The organism is Leifsonia shinshuensis (assembly GCF_031456835.1).
Classification (GTDB): Bacteria; Actinomycetota; Actinomycetes; order Actinomycetales; family Microbacteriaceae; genus Leifsonia; species Leifsonia shinshuensis_C.
The window spans coordinates 2243318-2261982 of the sequence record NZ_JAVDVK010000001.1 but is presented as its reverse complement, the minus strand read 5'-3'; the positions used below and the strand labels follow the sequence as shown (position 1 = coordinate 2261982).

General features: G+C 70.5%; 18 protein-coding genes. 3 read left to right on the top strand and 15 right to left on the bottom strand.

Annotation, left to right across the window (positions count from 1 at the left end; all coding sequences use genetic code 11):
• Window positions 1-20: 20 nt before the first annotated feature.
• From J2W45_RS11035 to J2W45_RS11015, 5 genes are all read right to left on the bottom strand, one after another.
• On the bottom strand, window positions 21-1352 hold the full coding sequence (locus J2W45_RS11035) for an FtsX-like permease family protein (protein WP_310131761.1): 1332 nt from the start codon (window positions 1350-1352) through the stop codon (window positions 21-23).
• Window positions 1349-2074 carry an ABC transporter ATP-binding protein gene (locus tag J2W45_RS11030; RefSeq protein ID WP_310131759.1) on the bottom strand — a complete coding sequence of 242 codons (726 nt, stop codon included), beginning with the start codon at window positions 2072-2074 and terminating at the stop codon, window positions 1349-1351. The genes J2W45_RS11035 and J2W45_RS11030 overlap by 4 nt, the downstream gene beginning before the upstream one ends.
• A 100-nt stretch (window positions 2075-2174) precedes the next feature.
• The gene (locus J2W45_RS11025; protein WP_310135009.1) at window positions 2175-3653 is read right to left on the bottom strand and encodes a glycosyltransferase; all 1479 of its coding nucleotides are present in this window, start codon (window positions 3651-3653) and stop codon (window positions 2175-2177) included.
• A gap of 127 nt (window positions 3654-3780) precedes the next feature.
• Entirely contained in the window at window positions 3781-4470 is a 690-nt protein-coding gene (locus J2W45_RS11020) for a CE1759 family FMN reductase (RefSeq protein ID WP_310131756.1), read from the bottom strand.
• A 40-nt stretch (window positions 4471-4510) separates the two neighbouring features.
• On the bottom strand, window positions 4511-5698 hold the full coding sequence (locus J2W45_RS11015; protein ID WP_310131754.1) for an LLM class flavin-dependent oxidoreductase: 1188 nt from the start codon (window positions 5696-5698) through the stop codon (window positions 4511-4513).
• A 188-nt stretch (window positions 5699-5886) separates the two neighbouring features.
• Here J2W45_RS11015 and J2W45_RS11010 point away from each other — a divergent pair, with 188 nt between their 5' ends.
• The 3 genes from J2W45_RS11010 (at window position 5887) to J2W45_RS11000 (ending at window position 8574) form a co-directional block, all read left to right on the top strand.
• Window positions 5887-6807 (top strand): DMT family transporter, encoded by a 921-nt coding sequence (locus tag J2W45_RS11010; RefSeq protein WP_310131752.1) that lies wholly within the window; start codon window positions 5887-5889, stop codon window positions 6805-6807.
• Between the two features lie 188 nt (window positions 6808-6995).
• Window positions 6996-7184 (top strand): hypothetical protein, encoded by a 189-nt coding sequence (locus J2W45_RS11005; protein ID WP_310131748.1) that lies wholly within the window; start codon window positions 6996-6998, stop codon window positions 7182-7184.
• A 37-nt stretch (window positions 7185-7221) separates the two neighbouring features.
• A complete protein-coding gene (locus J2W45_RS11000; protein ID WP_310131746.1) occupies window positions 7222-8574 on the top strand; it encodes a glycosyltransferase family 2 protein in 1353 nt (450 codons plus the stop codon).
• On the opposite strand, the gene J2W45_RS10995 is transcribed toward J2W45_RS11000, so the two are convergent.
• From J2W45_RS10995 to kynA, 10 genes are all read right to left on the bottom strand, one after another.
• Window positions 8553-9575 (bottom strand): alpha/beta hydrolase, encoded by a 1023-nt coding sequence (locus J2W45_RS10995; protein ID WP_310131744.1) that lies wholly within the window; start codon window positions 9573-9575, stop codon window positions 8553-8555. The two genes, J2W45_RS11000 and J2W45_RS10995, sit on opposite strands and share 22 nt — an antisense overlap.
• A gap of 95 nt (window positions 9576-9670) precedes the next feature.
• Window positions 9671-11989 carry a phosphoribosylformylglycinamidine synthase subunit PurL gene (purL, locus tag J2W45_RS10990; RefSeq protein WP_310131742.1) on the bottom strand — a complete coding sequence of 773 codons (2319 nt, stop codon included), beginning with the start codon at window positions 11987-11989 and terminating at the stop codon, window positions 9671-9673.
• A 119-nt stretch (window positions 11990-12108) separates the two neighbouring features.
• Complete coding sequence (locus tag J2W45_RS10985; RefSeq protein ID WP_310131740.1) at window positions 12109-12717, bottom strand: hypothetical protein; 609 nt, start codon at window positions 12715-12717, stop codon at window positions 12109-12111.
• On the bottom strand, window positions 12714-13301 hold the full coding sequence (locus tag J2W45_RS10980) for an RNA polymerase sigma factor (RefSeq protein ID WP_310131739.1): 588 nt from the start codon (window positions 13299-13301) through the stop codon (window positions 12714-12716). Before J2W45_RS10980 ends, J2W45_RS10985 begins: the two co-directional genes overlap by 4 nt.
• 81 nt (window positions 13302-13382) lie before the next feature.
• Window positions 13383-14081, bottom strand: a complete 699-nt coding sequence (purQ, locus tag J2W45_RS10975) for a phosphoribosylformylglycinamidine synthase subunit PurQ (protein ID WP_310131738.1) — start codon at window positions 14079-14081, stop codon at window positions 13383-13385.
• Complete coding sequence (gene purS / locus J2W45_RS10970; protein ID WP_310131736.1) at window positions 14081-14341, bottom strand: phosphoribosylformylglycinamidine synthase subunit PurS; 261 nt, start codon at window positions 14339-14341, stop codon at window positions 14081-14083. Before purS ends, purQ begins: the two co-directional genes overlap by 1 nt.
• A 50-nt stretch (window positions 14342-14391) precedes the next feature.
• A complete protein-coding gene (locus J2W45_RS10965; protein WP_310131734.1) occupies window positions 14392-15237 on the bottom strand; it encodes a PaaX family transcriptional regulator in 846 nt (281 codons plus the stop codon).
• Complete coding sequence (locus J2W45_RS10960; protein WP_310131733.1) at window positions 15230-16504, bottom strand: kynureninase; 1275 nt, start codon at window positions 16502-16504, stop codon at window positions 15230-15232. The genes J2W45_RS10965 and J2W45_RS10960 overlap by 8 nt, the downstream gene beginning before the upstream one ends.
• The gene (locus J2W45_RS10955) at window positions 16501-17649 is read right to left on the bottom strand and encodes an amidohydrolase family protein (RefSeq protein ID WP_310131731.1); all 1149 of its coding nucleotides are present in this window, start codon (window positions 17647-17649) and stop codon (window positions 16501-16503) included. Before J2W45_RS10955 ends, J2W45_RS10960 begins: the two co-directional genes overlap by 4 nt.
• Entirely contained in the window at window positions 17646-18506 is an 861-nt protein-coding gene (gene kynA / locus J2W45_RS10950; RefSeq protein ID WP_310131729.1) for a tryptophan 2,3-dioxygenase, read from the bottom strand. The genes J2W45_RS10955 and kynA overlap by 4 nt, the downstream gene beginning before the upstream one ends.
• Window positions 18507-18665 lie beyond the last annotated feature (159 nt).

Sequence of the window (18665 nt, the reverse complement as noted above, 5' to 3'; positions counted from 1 at the left end):
CTACTGGACCGGCGGACCGGTCACAGGCTCGGTGACGGCTCCGCAAGCACCCGGGAGAGCACCGGCCGCGTCGCGCGCAGCGCGCCCCAGACCAGGCCGATGCCCGCCGCGAGACAGCCCGCGATCGTCGCGAGCGTGAACGGCGACAGGAGCAGGCTCAGACCGGTCAGCGGGAAGAGGACGACGGCGGCGGTCACGGCGGAACCGATCGACGTGATCCGCAGCGGCCACAGCACGGCGCGGCTGCGGGCGGCGTTCATCTCGGCGACGGGCATCCCGATCCGGTCCAGGCTGACGTAGAGGTCGCGCCGGTCGAGGATCGCCGCGGCCTGGTTGACGCCGACCGAGCACGCGACCATGAGGAAGGAGACGATCAGGGTGATGATCACGCCCGTGCGGAGGTCGGCGACGAGCTGGCGGGTCTCGGCGTCCGCCGACCCGCCTGCCGCATCCATGACCGCCAGGCCGACGCCGGCAACGACGGCGACGAAGCTCGTCATGGTCACACCGGAGACCTGGCGCCAGGCCGCCTTGGGCGATTCCAGGATGCTGCGGGCGGCGAGCAGGCGGCGCGCGGTCGTCGCCCGCCGCGCCTGCCGGGAGGCGAGCACCCGCAGCAGCCACGGGCCGACGAGGTGCGAGACGGTGAGGCTGCCCGCGAAGGCGATGGTGAGCACGACCAGCACCACGCCGAGGTCGGGCACGACCTGGACCAGCGCCATCAGCCCGACGATCGCGGCCAGGGCCAGCACCGTGGCGATCGCCCTGACCCAATGGATGCGCGGAGCCTGCTGCCGGGTGCGGATGCCCAGCGGTGAGAGCACGACACGACGAAGCCCGACGACGGCGCTGACGGCCGAGAGCACGACCACGCCCGCGACCATCGCCAGAATGCCGACCGGAGCGAGCAGCGACGACGGGCCGAGCGGCGCGCCGCGGAAGGGGATGATCGCCACCAGCGGCGAGGCGGCGACGGCGAGCACCACGCCCAGGACGGCACCCGCCAGGGCGAGGCCGGCCGACTCGATGACGGCCAGGCTCTTCACCATCCGGGGGGTGGCCCCGAGCAGCCGCAGACCGGCGAGCCGGTCGTCGCGTCGGCGTGCCGACAGCCGGGCCGCCGAGCCACCGAGCGCGAGGAGCGGCGCCACCAGCAGCGATAGCGCGACGACGGCCAGCACCTGGTAGAGCCCCGCGCGGTCGTCGGTCCACGAGAAGAAGGCCTGCGCCCCTCCGGCGACGATGATCAGGAGGGCGGTGACGACGGCGAAGGCGGTCAGCGGCAGCGCGACCGTCGACCGGTCGGAGCCGCTGCGCCGGGCGAACAGCCAGGCGAGACGGAGGGTGGTCATCGCGCGCTCACCCCGTCCACGATCCGCCCGTCCGCGAGGCGCACGGTGCGCGCGCAGCGCGCGGCGACGGACTCGTCGTGGGTGACGACCACCAGCGACCGCCCCCGTCCCGTGGTGGAGCGGATGAGCGCATCCATCACCTCCGCGGAGGTCACCGAGTCGAGTGCTCCGGTCGGTTCGTCCGCGAACACGACCGACGCGCCGGTGGTCTGCGCGCGGGCGATCGCCACGCGCTGCGCCTGGCCGCCGGAGAGCTCGCCGATGCGGCGCGACTCGAGACCGGCGAGGCCGAGGTCGGCCAGCCAGCCGGCCGCCGTCGATTCGGCCGAGCGGCGATCGGATCCGGTCAGCATGAGGGGAAGCGCCACGTTCTCGACTGCGGTCAGCTCCGGCAGCAGAAGTCCCTGCTGGAAGACGAAACCGAACTCCTCCCGTCGGAGGCGCGACCTGCCGGTCTCGTCCATCCCGGTGACGTCGAACCGGCCGGAGCCGGTGGTGAGGACCACGGCTCCGCTGTCCGGACGGACGATCCCGGCCAGGCAGTGCAGCAGCGTCGTCTTGCCCGAGCCGGACGCGCCCATGATGGCGACGGACTCGCCGGCGGCGACGCGGACATCCACCCCGGCGAGGGCGGTGGAGGGACCGTAGCTCTTGACGAGGCCGGTCGCGACGAGGGCGGGTGCGGAGGCAGGTGCGGAGTCGGGGGATGGTGCTGTGTTCATGCCCTCAGCCTGGCGGCGGGGCCGCGGGCGGACATCGTCCGGTGGAGGCATCTCCGGGGGCCGGCGTCATCCTCGGGATGTGGTCCCGCGGTACGAGAGTTCAGCCGGTGGCGACGCGGCCGACCTTCTCGGTCTTGTCCCAGCGCGCCTCGGTGCCCGCGAGCTCCTTCAGGTAGGAGTCGAAGGTGATCGCGCAGAGCAGCGAGCCGTAGCCCGCGAGGTAGATCAGGGCGGGGGACAGCCAGCGGCCCGCACGCGTCTTCTCGGCCTTGCGCGCCAGCCACGCCACCACCATCGAGAACGGGATCCAGATGTAGATGGCCAGCGTGATGGCGAACAGGGCCGGTCCGTCGAGCGTGACGCCGAAGAGCCCGGGCAGCCAGACCAGCATCACGGGCGGGAACAGCGCCGTGACCATCACCAGCATGTTGATGATCCCGGGGAACAACAGCACGTGACCCAGTTCGCGCTTGGTCGTCGCCCCGTCGGTCTGCGAGCCCAGGATCAGCACGAAGAGGTACGCAAGGGCCGCCGAGATCCACAGGACGCGGAACACCCCGGTCGCCACCTCGTTCGAGAGGAACAGTAGCCCGGCCAGCCCGATCGACGACAGGATCATGATCAGCGGCAGCAGCCAGAGCGAGAACCAGACGATCCCGAAGCTGATGCCGCCGAGGTGGTGACGGCGGGTCGGGCGGAACCAGACCTTCGCGTAGCGGGCGGTCACGGACACGTTGCCGCGCGCCCAGCGCAGCCGCTGCTTCCAGAGCCCGTCGATGGCGCGCGGCTCCTCCGCGAGCACGTGCGCGTGCGGCTCGAAGACGACCTTCCGGCCCTGCAGCTGCGTCTCGAACGTGGTGATGGTGTCCTCGGCGAGGGTGGAGGTGTCGATCCGGCCGCCGATGGCGAGCAGGTTCTCACGTGTGTGCAGCTGCGCGCCGCCCGCGAGGCAGGCCTGCGCGCCGAGCACGTTCTGCGCCCGGCGCGCGGCCGGCTGCGAGAGCACGTACTCGGTGCTGATGAACTTGGTCAGCCAGTTGCGGTCCTCGCTGCCCTCGTGGATGTACGCCGACACCGCGCCGACCTCCGGGTCCGCGAGGTGACGGGTCATGCGGCGCAGCGAGGTGGGCGTGTAGATGACGTCGGCGTCCATGATGAGGAGCGCTTCCATCCAGTCGTCCTCGAGCACCTTGGCGATGCCGTGGTTGAGGGTGTGCGCCTTGCCCTGGCCGCCCTGTTCGCGGCGCAGCAGGTGGACGTTGCCCGGGTAGCGGGATGCGCGGTCGCGCACGACATCCGGGGTGTCGTCGGTGCTCGCGTCGTCGACGACATAGATGCGGAGCGCCTCCAGCGGGTAGTCCAGCTTCATCAGCCGGTCGATGGATGCGCCGATCACCGCGCCCTCGTTCCAGGCCGGGACGACGATGGCGACCCGCGGGAGGTACGGTGCGGCCTTCTTGTAGTGGTTGATCCACGCGTGGAACGGGATGACCACGAACGTCGCCGCGGCCGCGACCACCGGGATGAGCCCGGAGAGCGCGAGGATCAGGCAGACGACGACGCCGATCCACTGCAGCACGCTGAGAACGTCCAACCCCAAGACCTCCCTGTTCTACCCTGCACCCTACCGCGGCCGCTCCGGTCCCGAGACGGCAACAGGCCCCGGCGATGCCGGGGCCTGTTCGCGGACGGAAGGCTGTCCGCGGTTATCGCCGGGCGCCGGGAAGGGTCCCGCCCGCGGCGAGGCGCATCAGGTCGGAGCCGAGGTCGATGCCGAGCTCGTTCCCTCCGGCCGAGCCGAACTCGTGCTGGTAGCTGTCCCACGACGTGTCGGTGATCTTGGACTCGACCTCCGACTCCATCAGCACGACCAGCTCGCGGGCCGCGCGGTCGATCCGCTTGCCGAGCGACTTGTCCTGCCAGTCCTCGGTCGACGCGAACACCGAGGTCGGCGCGGTCATCGTGCGGAGGAAGGCGAACAGGGAGCGCATCTCGCCGTCGACCACGAGCGCGTGCCGGGCCGTGCCGGCGGTCGCGCCGAGCACGACGGGCTTCGCGATCAGCAGGTCGTTGTCGAGCACCTGGAAGAAGGAGGTGAACAGCCCGCTCGGACCGGCCTTGTAGACCGGCGCGGTCGCGATGATGCCGTCCGCCGACTTGAGCGCCTCGATCGCCTTGGTGAACTTCGGCCCGAGGTGACCGGAGGCCAGGGCTGCGCCGAGCTCGGGCAGCACCTCGCGCAGGTCGAGGTTGAGCGTCTCCACGGTGCGGCCGTCGCGCTGGGCGGCGGCCTCGACCCGCAGGGCGAGCCGGTCGGCGAGCATCTTGGTGGACGACGGGTCGCTGACGCCCGCGTTCACCACGACGACGCGGAACGGTCGCGGGGATGTGGTCATGATCTTCCTTCTCTCAGGTGCGCTGTTCTCACGGCCGCCGTCAGAGCGACGGGTAGCTGGCCTGGAACTGCTCCTCGGTGTCCTGGTAGGGGGACGCGCCGGTGACGTTGTCCCCGCGGTTGGCGTTCGGCCGCGGCTGGCGCGGGTCGGCGTCGCCGTACTTGGCCTTGATGAGCGACTCGTGCGTCGGGGCGTCGGGCGTCTCCGGGTCCTTGCGGGCCTCGGTCTCCTTGCGGAGCACGGGGATGACGTGCTCGCCGAGCAGGTCGAGCTGCTCGAGCACCGTCTTGAGCGGCAGGCCCGCGTGGTCCATCAGGAACAGCTGGCGCTGGTAGTCGCCGGCCCACTCACGGAAGGTCAGCGTCTTGTCGATGACCTCCTGGGGGCTGCCGACGGTCAGCGGGGTCGCGTCCGTGAACTCCTCCATCGTGGGGCCGTTGCCGTACACCGGCGCCTCGTTGAAGTACGGACGGAACTGGTTCTTCGCGTCCTGCGAGTTCTTCGCGATGAACGCCTGGCCGCCGAGGCCGACGATCGCCTGCTTGGCGGTGCCGTGGCCGTAGTGCTCGAAGCGCTCGCGGTAGAAGGCGATCAGGCGCTGGAAGTGCTCCTTGGGCCAGAAGATGTTGTTGGCGAAGAAGCCGTTGCCGTAGAAGGCGGCCTGCTCGGCGATCTCCGGGGTGCGGATGCTGGCGTGCCAGACGAAGGGCGGCACGTCGTCGAGCGGGCGCGGCGTGGAGGTGAAGCCCTGCAGCGGTGTGCGGAAGCGTCCCTCCCAGTCCACGACGTCCTCACGCCACAGCCGGTGCAGGAGGTTGTAGTTCTCCAGCGCGAGCGGGAGGCTCTGGCGGATGTCCTGGCCGAACCACGGGTACACCGGGCCGGTGTTGCCGCGCCCGACCATCAGGTCCATGCGGCCCTTGGAGAGGTGCTGCAGCATCGCGTACTCCTCGGCGATGCGCACCGGGTCGTTCGTGGTGATCAGCGTGGTGGACGTGGTGACCGTGAGGCGCTCGGTGAGCGCGGCGATGTGGGCCAGCAGCGTGGTGGGGGACGAGGAGAAGAACGGCGGGTTGTGGTGCTCGCCGATGGCGAAGACGTCCAGCCCGACCTCCTCCGCGTGCTTCGCGATCTTCACGATCGCGTCGATGCGCTCCGCCTCGCTCGGCGTCTGCCCGGACACGGGGTCGCGGGTGATGTCGCTGACGGAGAAGATTCCGTACTGCATGGCTGGCTCCTCTTTTCGGTCTTGCTGTTCTATGCAAATGCATACAACGTGGAGGCGCGGGAAGTATTCCCGCCTCCATGATGGCCGCTGGGAGGCGGCTCGGCGAGGCTCCGCGGATGGCCGGATCTCATCCATTCGTGTCCCATTTCCGCGCGCGGAGGGTCGGCGGCACCCGCTAGCGTCGAGGGGTGAAGGTCGCTCTGCAGTTCGCCGCGATGGGGCTCGTCTGGGGCGCCAGCTTCCTGTTCATGAAGGTCGCTCTCACGGGCGTGAGCTTCGGGCAGGTCGCCTGGGCGCGCCTGGTCTTCGGAGCGATCACCCTCGGCATCATCGCGCTCGTGATGCGCGCCCGTCTCCCGCGTGAGCCGATCATCTGGCTGCACTTCACCGTCGTCGCCATCACGTACTGCGTCATCCCGTTCCTCCTGTTCGCGTGGGCGGAGCAGTACGTGTCGTCGAGCCTGGCGAGCATCTACAACGCGGTCACGCCCATCACCACCGCGATCCTGGTCACGGCCGCGTTCCGGGTCGAGAAGCTGAACCGCGACCAGGTGCTGGGCGTGCTCATCGGCATCCTGGGCGTGGTCATCGTCGTCGGACCGTGGGCGGTGGATGCGCTCGCCGGCAGCCTCTGGGGCCAGCTCGCCTGCCTCGGCGCGGTCACCTGCTACGGCTTCAGCTTCGGCTACATCCGCCGCTTCATCAGCCCGCGCGCGATCTCCGCGACCACGAGCGCCCTCCTCAACATCGGGTTGGCCGCGGTGATCATGATCCTGCTGACGCCGATCGTCGCCTGGCATCCGATCGCGTTCAGCTGGCCGGTGCTGCTGTCGCTTCTCGCGCTCGGCGCGCTCGGGACGGGCGTCGTCTACATCTGGAACATGAACGTCCTCCGCGCCTGGGGACCCACCACCACGTCGGGCGTCACCTACGTGACGCCGGTCGTCGGAGTCGCGCTCGGCATCCTCGTGCTCGGCGAGCACCTGACGTGGAACGAGCCGGTCGGCGCGGTGGTCGTGCTCGCGGGCATCCTGCTCACGCAGCAACGGGTGCGGCTGTTCACGCGGCGGCAGGCCGAGCTCGCGGCGCAGGAGGCGGCGACCCGCTAGGCCGCACTCTCGGCCGTCGGGCGCGCCGGAACCTGGGGTCTGTCTGGGAATCGGACGCATCAGGCGAGCCCGCGTCAGAAAGCGGGCATTACTTCGTCTCTAAGTCCGAGGGACATCCGCCGTTTCCGTTCCAGAGGTGAGCGTGCAGGGTTCCCGGGACTTTTCCGACTCGAAGGTATGGAGCACACATGTACAACTCAACGGGCGTCGTCGTCGGCGTGGGAGCGGCTGGTACGCAGGCCCTCGCGATGACAGGATCCAGCGTCGGCTGGCTGGGATACTCGCTCGCCGCGGCGGCGATCGTCATCGGCGGGCTGATGACCCTGCGCACCTACCTGCTGAAGCGCCGCCAGGAGGTCGCCGGGGACGCGGACTGATGAGGGATGGATCACCGGCGGCGGAGGTTTTGAGGCTGTGACCGCCATCATGATGGTCATCAACGTCCTCGCGGCGCTGGTGATCACCCTCTCGCTGGTCTACTTCCTCTGGGTCACCTTCGCCGGCTTTCACGAGCTCCGGCGACGCAGGCTCACTGTCGGTGTGCAGGGGGACGCCACCTACGGCCGGCCCTTCGTCGATGAGCCGGCGACGTTCGACACGTATGTGCTGGTCCCGTGCCTGAATGAGGAAGCGGTGATCGGCGCGACGGTCGCCGCGCTCAACGGCGGTCGGCGGAACACCACCATCGTCATCGACGACGGCTCCGACGATCGCACGGCGGCCATCGCCGAGGATGCCGGCGACTCCAGCACCATCGTCCACCGGCGTACTGCCCCTCACGCGCGACAGGGCAAAGGCGAGGCCCTCAACGACGCGTTTCAGCTGGTGCGGAAGCTCGTCGCCGAGCGGGGGCAGGATCCGTCCCGCGTGCTGATCGTGGTGATGGATGCGGACGGGCGGCTCTCCGACGGGGCGTTCCGCGAGATCCTCCCCGTCTTCGAAGATCCGGAGGTGGGCGGCCTGCAGGTCGCCGTGCGCATCCGGAACCGGGAGACCAACTTCCTGACCCGCTTCCAAGACTTCCAGTTCTGGTCGCTGGCGGCGCTCGCACAGTACGGCCGCCGCAAGACGGGCACCGTGAGCCTCGGAGGGAACGGGCAGGTCACCCGATTCACCGCACTCGACGGCATCGGAGCCAAACCGTGGTCGAGCTCCCTGACGGAAGACCTCGATCTGGCCATCACCCTGGCCCAGCAGGGCTGGGCGCTCGAGACCGTTCCGACGGCATCCGTCGACCAGCAGGGGGTGACCGAACTCCGCCGACTGTTCGTCCAGCGGCGGCGCTGGTACCAGGGTCACATGATGACGACCAAGCGCCTCGGCGAGATCTGGTCGAATCCGCGGCTCACGAATGTCCGTGCGCTCGAACTGAGCGCTTACCTGCTTGTTCCGTGGCTGTTCGATCTCCCGTGGTCGCTGCTGTGGCATTGGAACATCGTGCAGACGTTGCTGCGCCTGGATGCGATCTTCGCCTACGTCGACGGCATCCTCAGCCTGTGCATCGGACTGGCAGTCGGTTACGTTCTGGCGTTCGGTCCCACGATCCTCTCGGTCGTCGTCTTCCTCCGTCGCGATCGGCGGCACTCGCTGATCTCGGCTCTCGTCCTCGGGCACTCGTTCCTGGTGATGAACTACCTGGCGTTCGCCTGCGCGTGGGGCGCCTTGTGGCGGATCATCACGGGCAAGCGCGGATGGGACAAGACGAAGCGGGTCGCCGAGGGCGCTGCGCCGCCGGCTCTCGAGGCTCAGGAGGCTGCGTCGTCCTGAGTGACGGCAAGCCCGTGGAGGAAGTCGACGAGGGCGGTCAGCGCCTCCTGCGCCTCGTCGAATCGCAGGTGGAACTGGTACTCGTGGGGCAGGGACGGCTCGTGGTCGACCGGCCAGAAGAGCTCGGTCACGTCCACGCCGGCTGCCCGCAGGGCGGCCGCCATCGGCAGCGACTGCGACGCCGTGAGCCCGTCGCCGTTTCCTCCGGAGATGAAGGTGGGCGGAAAGTCGCCGGTGACCGCGCGGATCGTCGACATCGTCCGGCCGGCTGCCGAGTCCGACCAGTCCTTCGTTCCGCTGTAGGCCCACATCGCGGTCTTGAATCCCCAGCCGAGGAGGCCGGTCAGGTCGGCGAGCGCCTGCAGGTCGTAGACGCCGCAGAACAGGACGACCCCGGCCAGGTGCGACGGTTCGAGGGCCGGCCGGATGCCCACCTGCCGCGCGTACGCCGGGTCGCTGGTGATCGCGGCGAGCTGACTGGCGAGCTGTGCTCCCGCGGAGTCTCCGGCCAGGATGATGCGGGCGGGGTCGATGCCGAGTTCCGCCGCGTTGTCGACGAGGTGGGCGAGCGCGGAGTTGAGCTGCCGGAGCGCCGTGGGGTAGACCGCCTCGGGCGCGATCGTGTAGTCGGGCGCGACCGCCGTGAACCCCTCGGCGGCGAGGATGCGGAGGTACGGCGTCACGTCCGCGGCCACGCCGGACAGCCAAGCGCCACCGTGGATCCAGACCACGGTGGGCAACGGTCCCTCGGCCGCCGCCGGGCGGAAGATGTCGAAGGTGGTGTCGCGCGATCCGGACGCGTACGCCACGCGGGTGCGAGCGGTCACCCCGTCCGGCACGAACGGCTCCATCTCGGCCACCGTCTCGGCGGCGCCCTTCGTGAACACGCGGCGGATGATGAGCGCCGCGGGCCACGGCGTCGCTCGCAGAGCGGCGAATACTGCGGATCCGAGGAGCGCGACGCCGGCGATCCAAGTCACCACGCGCCGCGCTCTCGTCATGCCCTCACCGTAGCGGCATGCGGCGGCGACGCCTCATCAGCCTCGGCGCTCGACACGCCGAAGCGACGTCGGTATCGCGGTCGCGCCCGCGCCCGTCAGGCGACGGTCGGACCGAAGTGCTCCGGAAGCGTCGAGCGGTGCACGCCGTGCAGCTCCTCGAGGCCGATCGTGAAGACGTCCTGCACCTCGAGCACCGGCTGGGCGCCGACCTCGGCGTCCGTGACGCCGATGCGGAGGGCGGGGATGCCGCGTCCCTCGCACAGGCCGCGGAACTTCACGTCGTCCTCGCGCGGGACGGTGACGATCACGCGGGCGGTCGACTCCGAGAACAGGGCGGTCGCCGCATCCACACCGTCGCGCTCCTGGATCTCGGTGAGCCAGACCCGCGCTCCCACGCCGAAGCGCATGACGCTCTCGGCGAGGGCCTGGGCGAGGCCGCCGTCGGCGAGGTCGTGTGCGGACGAGACGAGACCCTCGAGCGAGGCCGCGTGCAAAGCCTCGGCGAGCGAGCGCTCCGCATCCAGGTCGACCGCGGGCGGACGTCCGCCGAGGTGGCCGTGGATGGTGCCCGCCCACGCCGAGCCGTCGAGCTCCTCGCGGGTGGTGCCGAGCAGGTAGATGTTCTCGCCCTCGTCCTGCCAGCCGGCGGGGATGCGACGGGCCACGTCGTCGATGACGCCGAGCACGCCGACGACCGGGGTCGGGAAGATCGGGGTGTCGCCGGTCTGGTTGTAGAACGAGACATTGCCGCCGGTGACCGGGATCTCGAGCTCCAGGCACGCGTCCGAAAGGCCCTCGACGGCCTGCGAGAACTGCCACATGACCTCGGGGTTCTCCGGGCTGCCGAAGTTGAGGCAGTCGGTGACCGCGACCGGTACCGCGCCAGACGCGGCGACGTTGCGGTACGCCTCCGCGAGCGCCAGCTTGGCGCCCTGCTTCGGGTCCAGCTGGCAGTAGCGTCCGTTGGCGTCGGTCGCGATGGCGAAGCCGAGGCCGGACTCCTCGTCGACGCGGATCATGCCCGCGTCGTCCGGGAAGGCGAGCGCGGTGTTGCCGCCGACGAAGTAGTCGTACTGGTCGGTGATCCAGCCCTTGTCGGCCAGGTTCGCGCTGCCGAGGAGCGCCAGCGTCTGCTCGCGGAGCTCGTCGCCGGTGGTCGGGCGGGGGAGCGCCGAGGCGGTGTCGTCCTGCAGGGCGTCGATCCAGGTCGGGTAGGCGACGGGTCGCTCGTAGACCGGGCCGTCGACCGCGACGGTTCGCGGGTCGACGTTGACGATCTCCTCGCCCTTCCAGTTGATGACGAGGCGGCCGGTCTCGGTGACCTCGCCCAGCACGCTGGTCTCGACATCCCACTTGGCGGTCACGGCGAGGAACGCGTCGAGCAGTTCCGGCTTCACGACGGCCATCATGCGCTCCTGGCTCTCCGACATGAGGATCTCCTCGGCCGTGAGGCTCGGGTCGCGCAGCAGCACCTTGTCCAGCTCGATGAACATCCCGCCGTCGCCGTTGGAGGCGAGCTCGCTGGTCGCGCACGAGATGCCGGCGGCGCCGAGGTCCTGGATGCCCTCCACGAGCTTGTCGCGGAACAGCTCCAGGCAGCACTCGATGAGCACCTTCTCGGCGAACGGGTCGCCGACCTGGACGGCCGGGCGCTTGGTCGGGCCGCCTGCGGAGAACGTGTCGGAGGCGAGGATGCTCGCTCCGCCGATCCCGTCGCCGCCGGTGCGCGCACCGAAGAGGACGACCTTGTTGCCGGCGCCGGAGGCGTTGGCCAGGTGCAGGTCCTCGTGGCGGAGCACGCCGACGGAGAGCGCGTTGACGAGGGGGTTTCCCTGGTACACCGGGTCGAAGTAGGTCTCGCCGCCGATGTTGGGCAGGCCCAGGCAGTTGCCGTAGAACGAGATGCCCGACACGACGCCGTGCACGACGCGGGCGGTGTCCGGGCTGTCGATCGCGCCGAACCGCAGCTGGTCCATGACCGCGACGGGGCGCGCGCCCATCGAGATGATGTCGCGCACGATGCCGCCGACGCCGGTCGCGGCGCCCTGGAACGGCTCGATGTAGGAGGGGTGGTTGTGCGACTCCACCTTGAAGGTGACCGCCCAGCCCTCGCCGACATCCACCACGCCGGCGTTCTCGCCCATGCCGACCATGAGGTTCTTCTTCATGGCCGGGGTGACCTTCTGGCCGAACTGCCGCAGGTAGATCTTGGACGACTTGTAGGAGCAGTGCTCCGACCACATCACCGAGTACATCGCCAGCTCGCCGCTGGTGGGGCGGCGGCCGAGGATCTCGCGGATGCGCGCGTACTCGTCCTCCTTGAGCCCGAGAGCCGCGAACGGCTGCTCCCGCTCCGGGGTCTCGATCGCGTTCGCGACGGTGTCGACGACGTGGGCGGTTGCGGTGTCGGTCACGCGGGCACTCCTGGCTGGGCGGGGCAGGCGGGGGATGGGGTCCAGTCTACCGGGCGTCAGGCGGGGCATTGCCTTGCGCGTAGATCCGCCCGCCCACCGCGCTCGTTCGGCAGACCGGTTCAGCCCTGCTCGAGAACGACCGTCACACCCAGCGGCGCGCACTCGTCCCGCGCTTGCGCAGCGGCGGTCTCCAACGCGTGGATTCCTTCGGGGGTGTTTTCATCCAGGTACTCGATCAGTCGCGCCTGGGCCGCAGTCACCGCGTCCGCGAGCTCGTTCCATTGCGGGTCCGCGTTCCGCGCTGCTGTCGCGTCGGCGACCACGACCGCCCCACGCGCTTGAGCGTTGGCTTTGGTCTCGGCCTCGGAAGCGCCATCCACCTGGAACATCCGCCCGAGCACGGTACATGCATTGATCGCTTGATCGCTACCGGCGGGAACAGGGAGCTCAGCCGTTGGTGTCGGCGTGGATGTCGGCGTCGGCGTGGCCGTCGGCGTCGGCGTCGGCGACGGGGTCGGTGCGGCGACCGGCGCCGGGTCGAGCAGTCCGGTGCCGAGCGCGTACGCGACGGTGCCGCCCGAGATGGTCAGCGCGATCACCACGAGCGAGGCGACGAGCGCGGTGCGCTTGCGTCCCCCGGCACGTCCCGGATGGGCCGCGGCGTTCGCCACGACGAGATCGCGGATCGCCGCCTTGCGGCGCGGGTCGAAGGTGGGCTCGGTGCTCATCGCGCTCCTCCGTTCGTCTGCAGTGCGGCCTGATCGTCGAGCAGGGCCGCCAGTCGGCTCTTCGCCCGGGACAGCCGCGACTTGACCGTTCCGGGCGCCACTCCCAGCGCGTCCGCGGCCTCGGCCGTGCTGAGTTCTTCGAGTACGCAGAGCGTCAGGATGTCCTGGTCGCGTCTCGGCAGCGTCGCGAGCGCCGTGCGCAGTGCCGCCCGGCGCGCATCCCTGTCGATGCGGTCGTCGACGGCGTCCGAATGGTCGGGGGCGTGCTCGGGAGGCGGGAGCTGTCGCAGTCCGTCGCGGTAGCGGCGCGACGATCGGGCGTAATTGCGGAAGACGAAGTTCGTCATCACCAGCAGCCAGCCGATGACCGAGCCGTTCACGACCCGCATCGCATCCCGTCGGCGCCACGCCTCCAGGAACACGACGGCTGTCACGTCCTCCGCGTCGTGGATCGACGCCGTCAGCCGGATGGCCTGGCGGAACACGCGGTCGTGGTGCAGGTCGAACAGTGCCCCGAACGCATCCGGATCACCGGCGTTCACGCGTTCGAGCACGTCCGGCTCGTCGATTCGGATACCCCTCACATCTATGAAGTGTCCACGACGGGTGCGGTGGTTCCCGAATTCATCGACCTTCGGCGGTGCACGCCGACGGAGAGAAGGGGTTCAGGCCTCGACGAGCGCCGAGCGGATGACGGAGGTGAAGAAGGTGAGGCCGTCGGTGCCCGAGCGCATGGCGTCGTGGGTGTCGGGGCCGAAGCCCGGCTCGACCGCGTGCTCGGGGTGCGGCATGAGGCCGACCACGTTGCCGCGCTCGTTGCGCACGCCCGCGATGTCGTCGAGCGAGCCGTTCGGGTTCACGCCCGCGTAGCGGAAGACGACGAGGCCCTCGCCCTCGAGCCGCTTCAGCTCCTCGGCCGAGGCGATGAAGCCGCCCTCGCCGTTCTTCAGCGGGATGACGATCTCCTGGCCCTGCTCGAAGCCGTTCGTCCACGGCGTCTGCGTGTTCTCGACGGTCAGGTGCTGGTCGCGCCGGATGAAGGTGCCGTGGTCGTTGCGGATCAGGCCGCCCGCGACCAGGTGCGCCTCGGCCAGCATCTGGAAGCCGTTGCAGATGCCGAGCACGGGCATCCCCTTCTGCGCCGCATCCACGACCTCGGTCATGATCGGCGAGAGGGAGGCGATGGCGCCGCAGCGCAGGTAGTCGCCGTAGCTGAAGCCGCCGGGGAGCACGAGGGCGTCCACGCCCTGGAGGTCGTGCTCGCCGTGCCACAGCGCGACCGGCTCGGCGCCGGCGAGGCGGACGGCGCGGAGCGCGTCGCGGTCGTCGAGCGAGCCAGGGAAGGTGATGACGCCGATGCGCATCAGGCGTCCACCTCGGCCGGGTAGTGGATGCCCACGACGTCTTCGATCACCGAGTTGGAGAGGATCTCGCCCGCGATCTCCTCGACCGTGGCGCGCACGGCGTCGTCGATCGGGCCGTCGACGGTCAGTTCGAAGCGCTTGCCGACGCGCACACCGCTGACGACGCCGCGTCCGGTGCGGGCCAGGGCTCCGGCGACCGCCTTCCCCTGCGGGTCGAGCAGCTCGGCCTTGGGCATCACTTCTACAACGATGGTCGGCACGGGGATACTCCGCTCACTCGGGCGACAAGGGTGGGGGTTCGCCGACGATTCTACCGTGCGCGGCCGACAGCAGGTTCCGGGGCGGCGACCGCGGCCGCATAGGCGATCGCGCGCTCCTCCAGCTCGTCGCGGAGCCGGCGGAACAGCGCCGCGGACGCGTCCCCGGGCCAGTCCGGATCGAGCGCGGAGCCGGGGAGGCCGGGGTCGCGGTACGGGATGACGCGCCACTCGTCGAGCGCGCGCATCCACAGGGCGAACGCCTGGGCATCGTCGGCGGGCGGCCGCGCGTCGCCGAAGCGCAAGAGGAAGGATTCGTGCGCGCGACGGATGGACGACAGGTCGTACCAGCGGGCGAGGCCCGCGGCCAGATCGCCGCGTGGGGACGCATCGGCGAACAGCACGACCTCCGCCTCGGCGGCGATCTCCCGGGCGGCCGCGGCCAGCTCGTCCTCGAGGGATGCGGGCGCGATCCAGAGGCCGTCGGCGACCGAACCGCAGCCGAGCGCGCCGAGCCGGCGGCGCAGCCGATCGCGGCTGCCGCGGCTGCGCTCGGGGAAGGAGAAGGAGAGCAGGCACCATGCCGTCGCCTCTGAGCGCTCGCCGAAGATGCGCGCGTCCCCGCTCTCGAGCATCGGGACGGCGGCCTCATCGAGCGCATAGCCCGCGACGCCGTCGCGCGGCTCCCGGCGCAGGACGCCGCGCGTGCACAGCCGCGCGAGACTGGAGCGGGCGGTCGCGGGAGGCACGTCCAGCGCATCCATCAGCCGCACCGCGCCCGCGGCGCTCATCCACCCGCCGGCCGGTCGCAGCACGTTGCCGACCACGGTCCGGAGCAGCGCGGTGGCGCTGCCGCTGCTCGCCTCGAGGTCGTCGCGTCCGGCGGCGGCTTCAGTCATGCGTCAGTTCGCCGAGGGCGTCGCGCACCGCGGCCATCCCGACGCAGAGCTCCTCGAAGCCGGTGCTCAGCGGCGACAGGCCGATGCGCAGCCCGTCCGGGTCGCGGTAGTCGGGGATGACGTCGCGCTGCCAGAGCAGGGCCGTGACGTCGCGCATCGCCGGGTGGCTGAGGGTGATGTGGCCGCCGCGGCGTTCCGCATCCCGCGGGCTGGCGAGTGCGACCCCGAGCGGTGTCAGCCATTCCTCGGCAAGCGCGATCGCGAACTCCGTCAGCGCGACGGACTTCGCCCGCACGGCGTCGATGCCGGCTTCGCCGATCATGGCGATCGTGTCGCGCATGGCCAGCATGCCGACGATCGGCGGCGTGCCGCTGAGGAAGCGGCGGACGCCCTCGGCCGGCTGGTACTCCGGACCCATCAGGAAGACGTCGCGCACGCCCATCCACCCCTGGATGGGCTGGGTCAGCCGCGGGATCAGGCGCGCGTTCACGTAGCCGAACGCGGGCGAACCGGGTCCGCCGTTCAGGTACTTGTAGGTGCAGCCGACCGCGAGGTCGACGTCCGCGGCGTCGAGCTCGACCGGGACGGAGCCGGCGGAGTGGCAGAGGTCCCAGAGCACGAGCGCGCCCGCGTCGTGCACGATCCGGGTGATCGCGGGCAGGTCGGCCAGGAAGCCCGACCGGTAGGCGACGTGGCTCAGCACGACGAGGGCCGTCCGGGGGCCGACCGCCGCGGCCACCTGTTCGGGCGTGACGCCGGCCTCGGTGTCGGCCTCGATCCACACCAGGCTGAGGCCGCGCTCGCGGGCGATCCCGTCCAGGAGGTAGCGGTCGGTCGGGAAGTTGTCGGTGTCGAGCACGATCTCGCTGCGCTCGGGCAGCGCATCCACCGCCGCCCGGGCGAGCTTGTAGAGCAGCACGGTGGTCGAGTCGCCGATGAACGTCTGGCCGGGCGCGGCGCCGAGGGCGACTCGGCCGAGGTCGTCGCCGATGACGAACGGGAGGTCCATCCACTCCTCGTCCCAGCCCCGGATCAGGCGGTCGCCCCAGCCGTCGAGGAGGAAGCGGTGGATGCGCTCGACGCTCGCGCGCGTCGGGCGGCCCAGCGAGTTTCCGTCGAAGTACGCGGCGACCTGCGCGCTGCCGTCGTCGATGCCGGCGAAACGGTCGCGGAACGCGGCGAGCGGGTCCGCGGCGTCGAGGGCCCGGGCGGCGGTCAGCGGGTCGGGCGACAGGGTGGACGGAAGGGCGGTGTCGAAGTCGGTCATGCGTGGTCCTCGGTGGAGCTGGTGGCGTGGGAATCCGTGTCGTGGGAATTCGTGTCGTGTGCGGATGCGGTGAGCCGGGCGACGGTGAGCCCGCGGGCATCGGCGAGCCAGTCGGGGAGGGCGTCGGTGAGATCCTCGGGAGGCGGCGACGGCACGAGAGCGATGCGCGGGCCGATCGTCGGCGCTGTGCCTTCGGGCGTAGGCCGGCCGCCGGCGATGGAGCGCAGCACCGCCTCGGCGGGGACGCCGGCATCCAGCATCCCGCGCAGCTCGCGCGCGTTGACGCCGACCGGGAGCGGGCCGTTGCCGAGGTCGGTCCCGTAGAGCACGGTGCCGCCCGCGCGGGCGAAGCGGCCGAGGTTGTCGGAGGCGATGCGGTGGTGCTCGGTGGGGTCGCCCCAGCCGTGGATGTCGAGCGTGCTGACCCAGTTCATGCCGCGGCGGACGCACTCGGCGATCAGGGCGTCGTCGAGGCGCTCGGTGAACGGCGTGTGCGCCAGCTGGTCGGCTCCCGCGGCCACGGCTCGCGCGGTCTGCCCCGCGCCCTCCACGTGGACGGTCACCGGAACGCCCTGCGCGTGGGATTCGCTCACAATTCCGCGCAGGATGCGGTCGTCCACAGTTTCGCCCGCGACCGTGTTGAGGGTCACCTTGATGCGGGAGGCTCCCAGCATGACATTCGCACGAACCGCCAGCCGAGCCTCCCGTTCGCCGCCGACCTCCGTCGAGGAGCCCGGCGGTCCCCACCCGGCGTTGACCGGGTAACCGCCGACGCAGGTGAGCAGGGAGCCCACGATGGCGACCGCCGGGCGCGTGAGGTCGTCGGTGAGCCACCCGGCTGCCACGGCGGGGATCCAGCCCAGGTCGATCGCGTGCGTGATGCCACCGGAGAGCAGGGCGTGCTGGTCGGTGAGCCCGAGGTGCGTGTGGTGATCGGTGAGGCGGGGGAACAGTGTCCCGGCGATGCGGTGGTGACGTGTGCGCGCGTGCGCGGGGACGTCCGTCACCGGGTGGAGGCGCTCGCCGTCGCTGCGGAAGGTGGTCTCGCCGAGGAATCGGCGGCCGTTCCAGACGGCGTCGACCGTGAGGTACAGGTCGCCGGCGGCCGCCCCTGACCGGTCGGGTAGGTCGGGCACGTGGGTCACGCGGGTGCTCCGATCTCGGTGCGGACGGCGTAGAGCTCGGGGAAGAAGGTGAGGTCGAGCGCCTTCTGCAGGAACCCGGCGCCGCTGGAACCTCCCGTGCCGGTCTTCATGCCGATGGTGCGCTGCACCGTCTTCAGGTGGCGGAAGCGCCAGAGCTGGAAGTTGTCCTCCAGGTCGACGAACTCCTCGCAGGCCTCGTACTCGCGCCAGTGGTCGGTGGCGTGCTCGTAGATGTCGCGGAACACGGGCACCAGCTCGGGAGTGAACACGTGGGCCTGCGTCACGTCGCGGTCGAGCAGCGCCTCGGGGACGGCGAAGCCGGCACGAGCGAGGTAACGGAGGAACTCGTCGTAGATGCTCGGCGCCTCCAGCAGCGCGGACAGCAGTGCGTGCGCGGCGGGGTCGCTCTCGAAGACGCTCAGCATGCGGCGGTTCTTGTTGCCCAGCACGAACTCCACGGCGCGGTACTGGTACGACTGGAAGCCGGACGAGTTGCCGAGGAACCCACGGAACTCGGCGTACTCGGTCGGCGTGAGCGTCGCCAGCACCGACCACTGCTCGGTCAGCGTGCGCTGAATGTGCTTCACCCGGGCGATCCGCTTGAGGGCGGGGGAGAGGTCGTCGGCCCGCAGCAGGTCGCGGGCGGACTCCAGCTCGTGCAGCACGAGCTTGAGCCACAGCTCGGTGGTCTGGTGCTGGATGATGAACAGCAGCTCGTCGTGGTGCGCCGGCCGGCTCACCGGGCGTTGCGCGCTCAGGAGGGTGTCGAGGTCCAGGTACGACCCGTACGACATCCGTTCCCGGAAGTCGGTGACGATGTCGGGATCGAACTCTCGGGTGTTGTCGCCGTCGGCCATGCTGCAATTCTGCGCCGGTCGTCGGATAAGTGCAACAGTGAGATGGGATCGGGCGGCAGTGCCGTCCGTCCTCCCGCCGTTCACCCTGCCGTTACCCGGCGTTGCGTGCCTCGTCGCACCCCGCTCCTAGCCTGGCGGGACGCCGACGTGGAACGACGC

Bases quoted from the DNA above. Each gene is read 5' to 3' on its own strand.
- J2W45_RS11035 (WP_310131761.1), bottom strand. From the start codon at position 1,352: ATGACCACCCTCCGTCTCGCCTGGCTGTTCGCCCGGCGCAGCGGCTCC.
- J2W45_RS11030 (WP_310131759.1), bottom strand. From the start codon at position 2,074: ATGAACACAGCACCATCCCCCGACTCCGCACCTGCCTCCGCACCCGCC.
- J2W45_RS11020 (WP_310131756.1), bottom strand. From the start codon at position 4,470: ATGACCACATCCCCGCGACCGTTCCGCGTCGTCGTGGTGAACGCGGGC.
- J2W45_RS11015 (WP_310131754.1), bottom strand. From the start codon at position 5,698: ATGCAGTACGGAATCTTCTCCGTCAGCGACATCACCCGCGACCCCGTG.
- J2W45_RS11005 (WP_310131748.1), top strand. From the start codon at position 6,996: ATGTACAACTCAACGGGCGTCGTCGTCGGCGTGGGAGCGGCTGGTACG.
- J2W45_RS10995 (WP_310131744.1), bottom strand. From the start codon at position 9,575: ATGACGAGAGCGCGGCGCGTGGTGACTTGGATCGCCGGCGTCGCGCTC.
- J2W45_RS10985 (WP_310131740.1), bottom strand. From the start codon at position 12,717: ATGAGCACCGAGCCCACCTTCGACCCGCGCCGCAAGGCGGCGATCCGC.
- purQ (WP_310131738.1), bottom strand. From the start codon at position 14,081: ATGCGCATCGGCGTCATCACCTTCCCTGGCTCGCTCGACGACCGCGAC.
- J2W45_RS10965 (WP_310131734.1), bottom strand. From the start codon at position 15,237: ATGACTGAAGCCGCCGCCGGACGCGACGACCTCGAGGCGAGCAGCGGC.
- J2W45_RS10960 (WP_310131733.1), bottom strand. From the start codon at position 16,504: ATGACCGACTTCGACACCGCCCTTCCGTCCACCCTGTCGCCCGACCCG.
- kynA (WP_310131729.1), bottom strand. From the start codon at position 18,506: ATGGCCGACGGCGACAACACCCGAGAGTTCGATCCCGACATCGTCACC.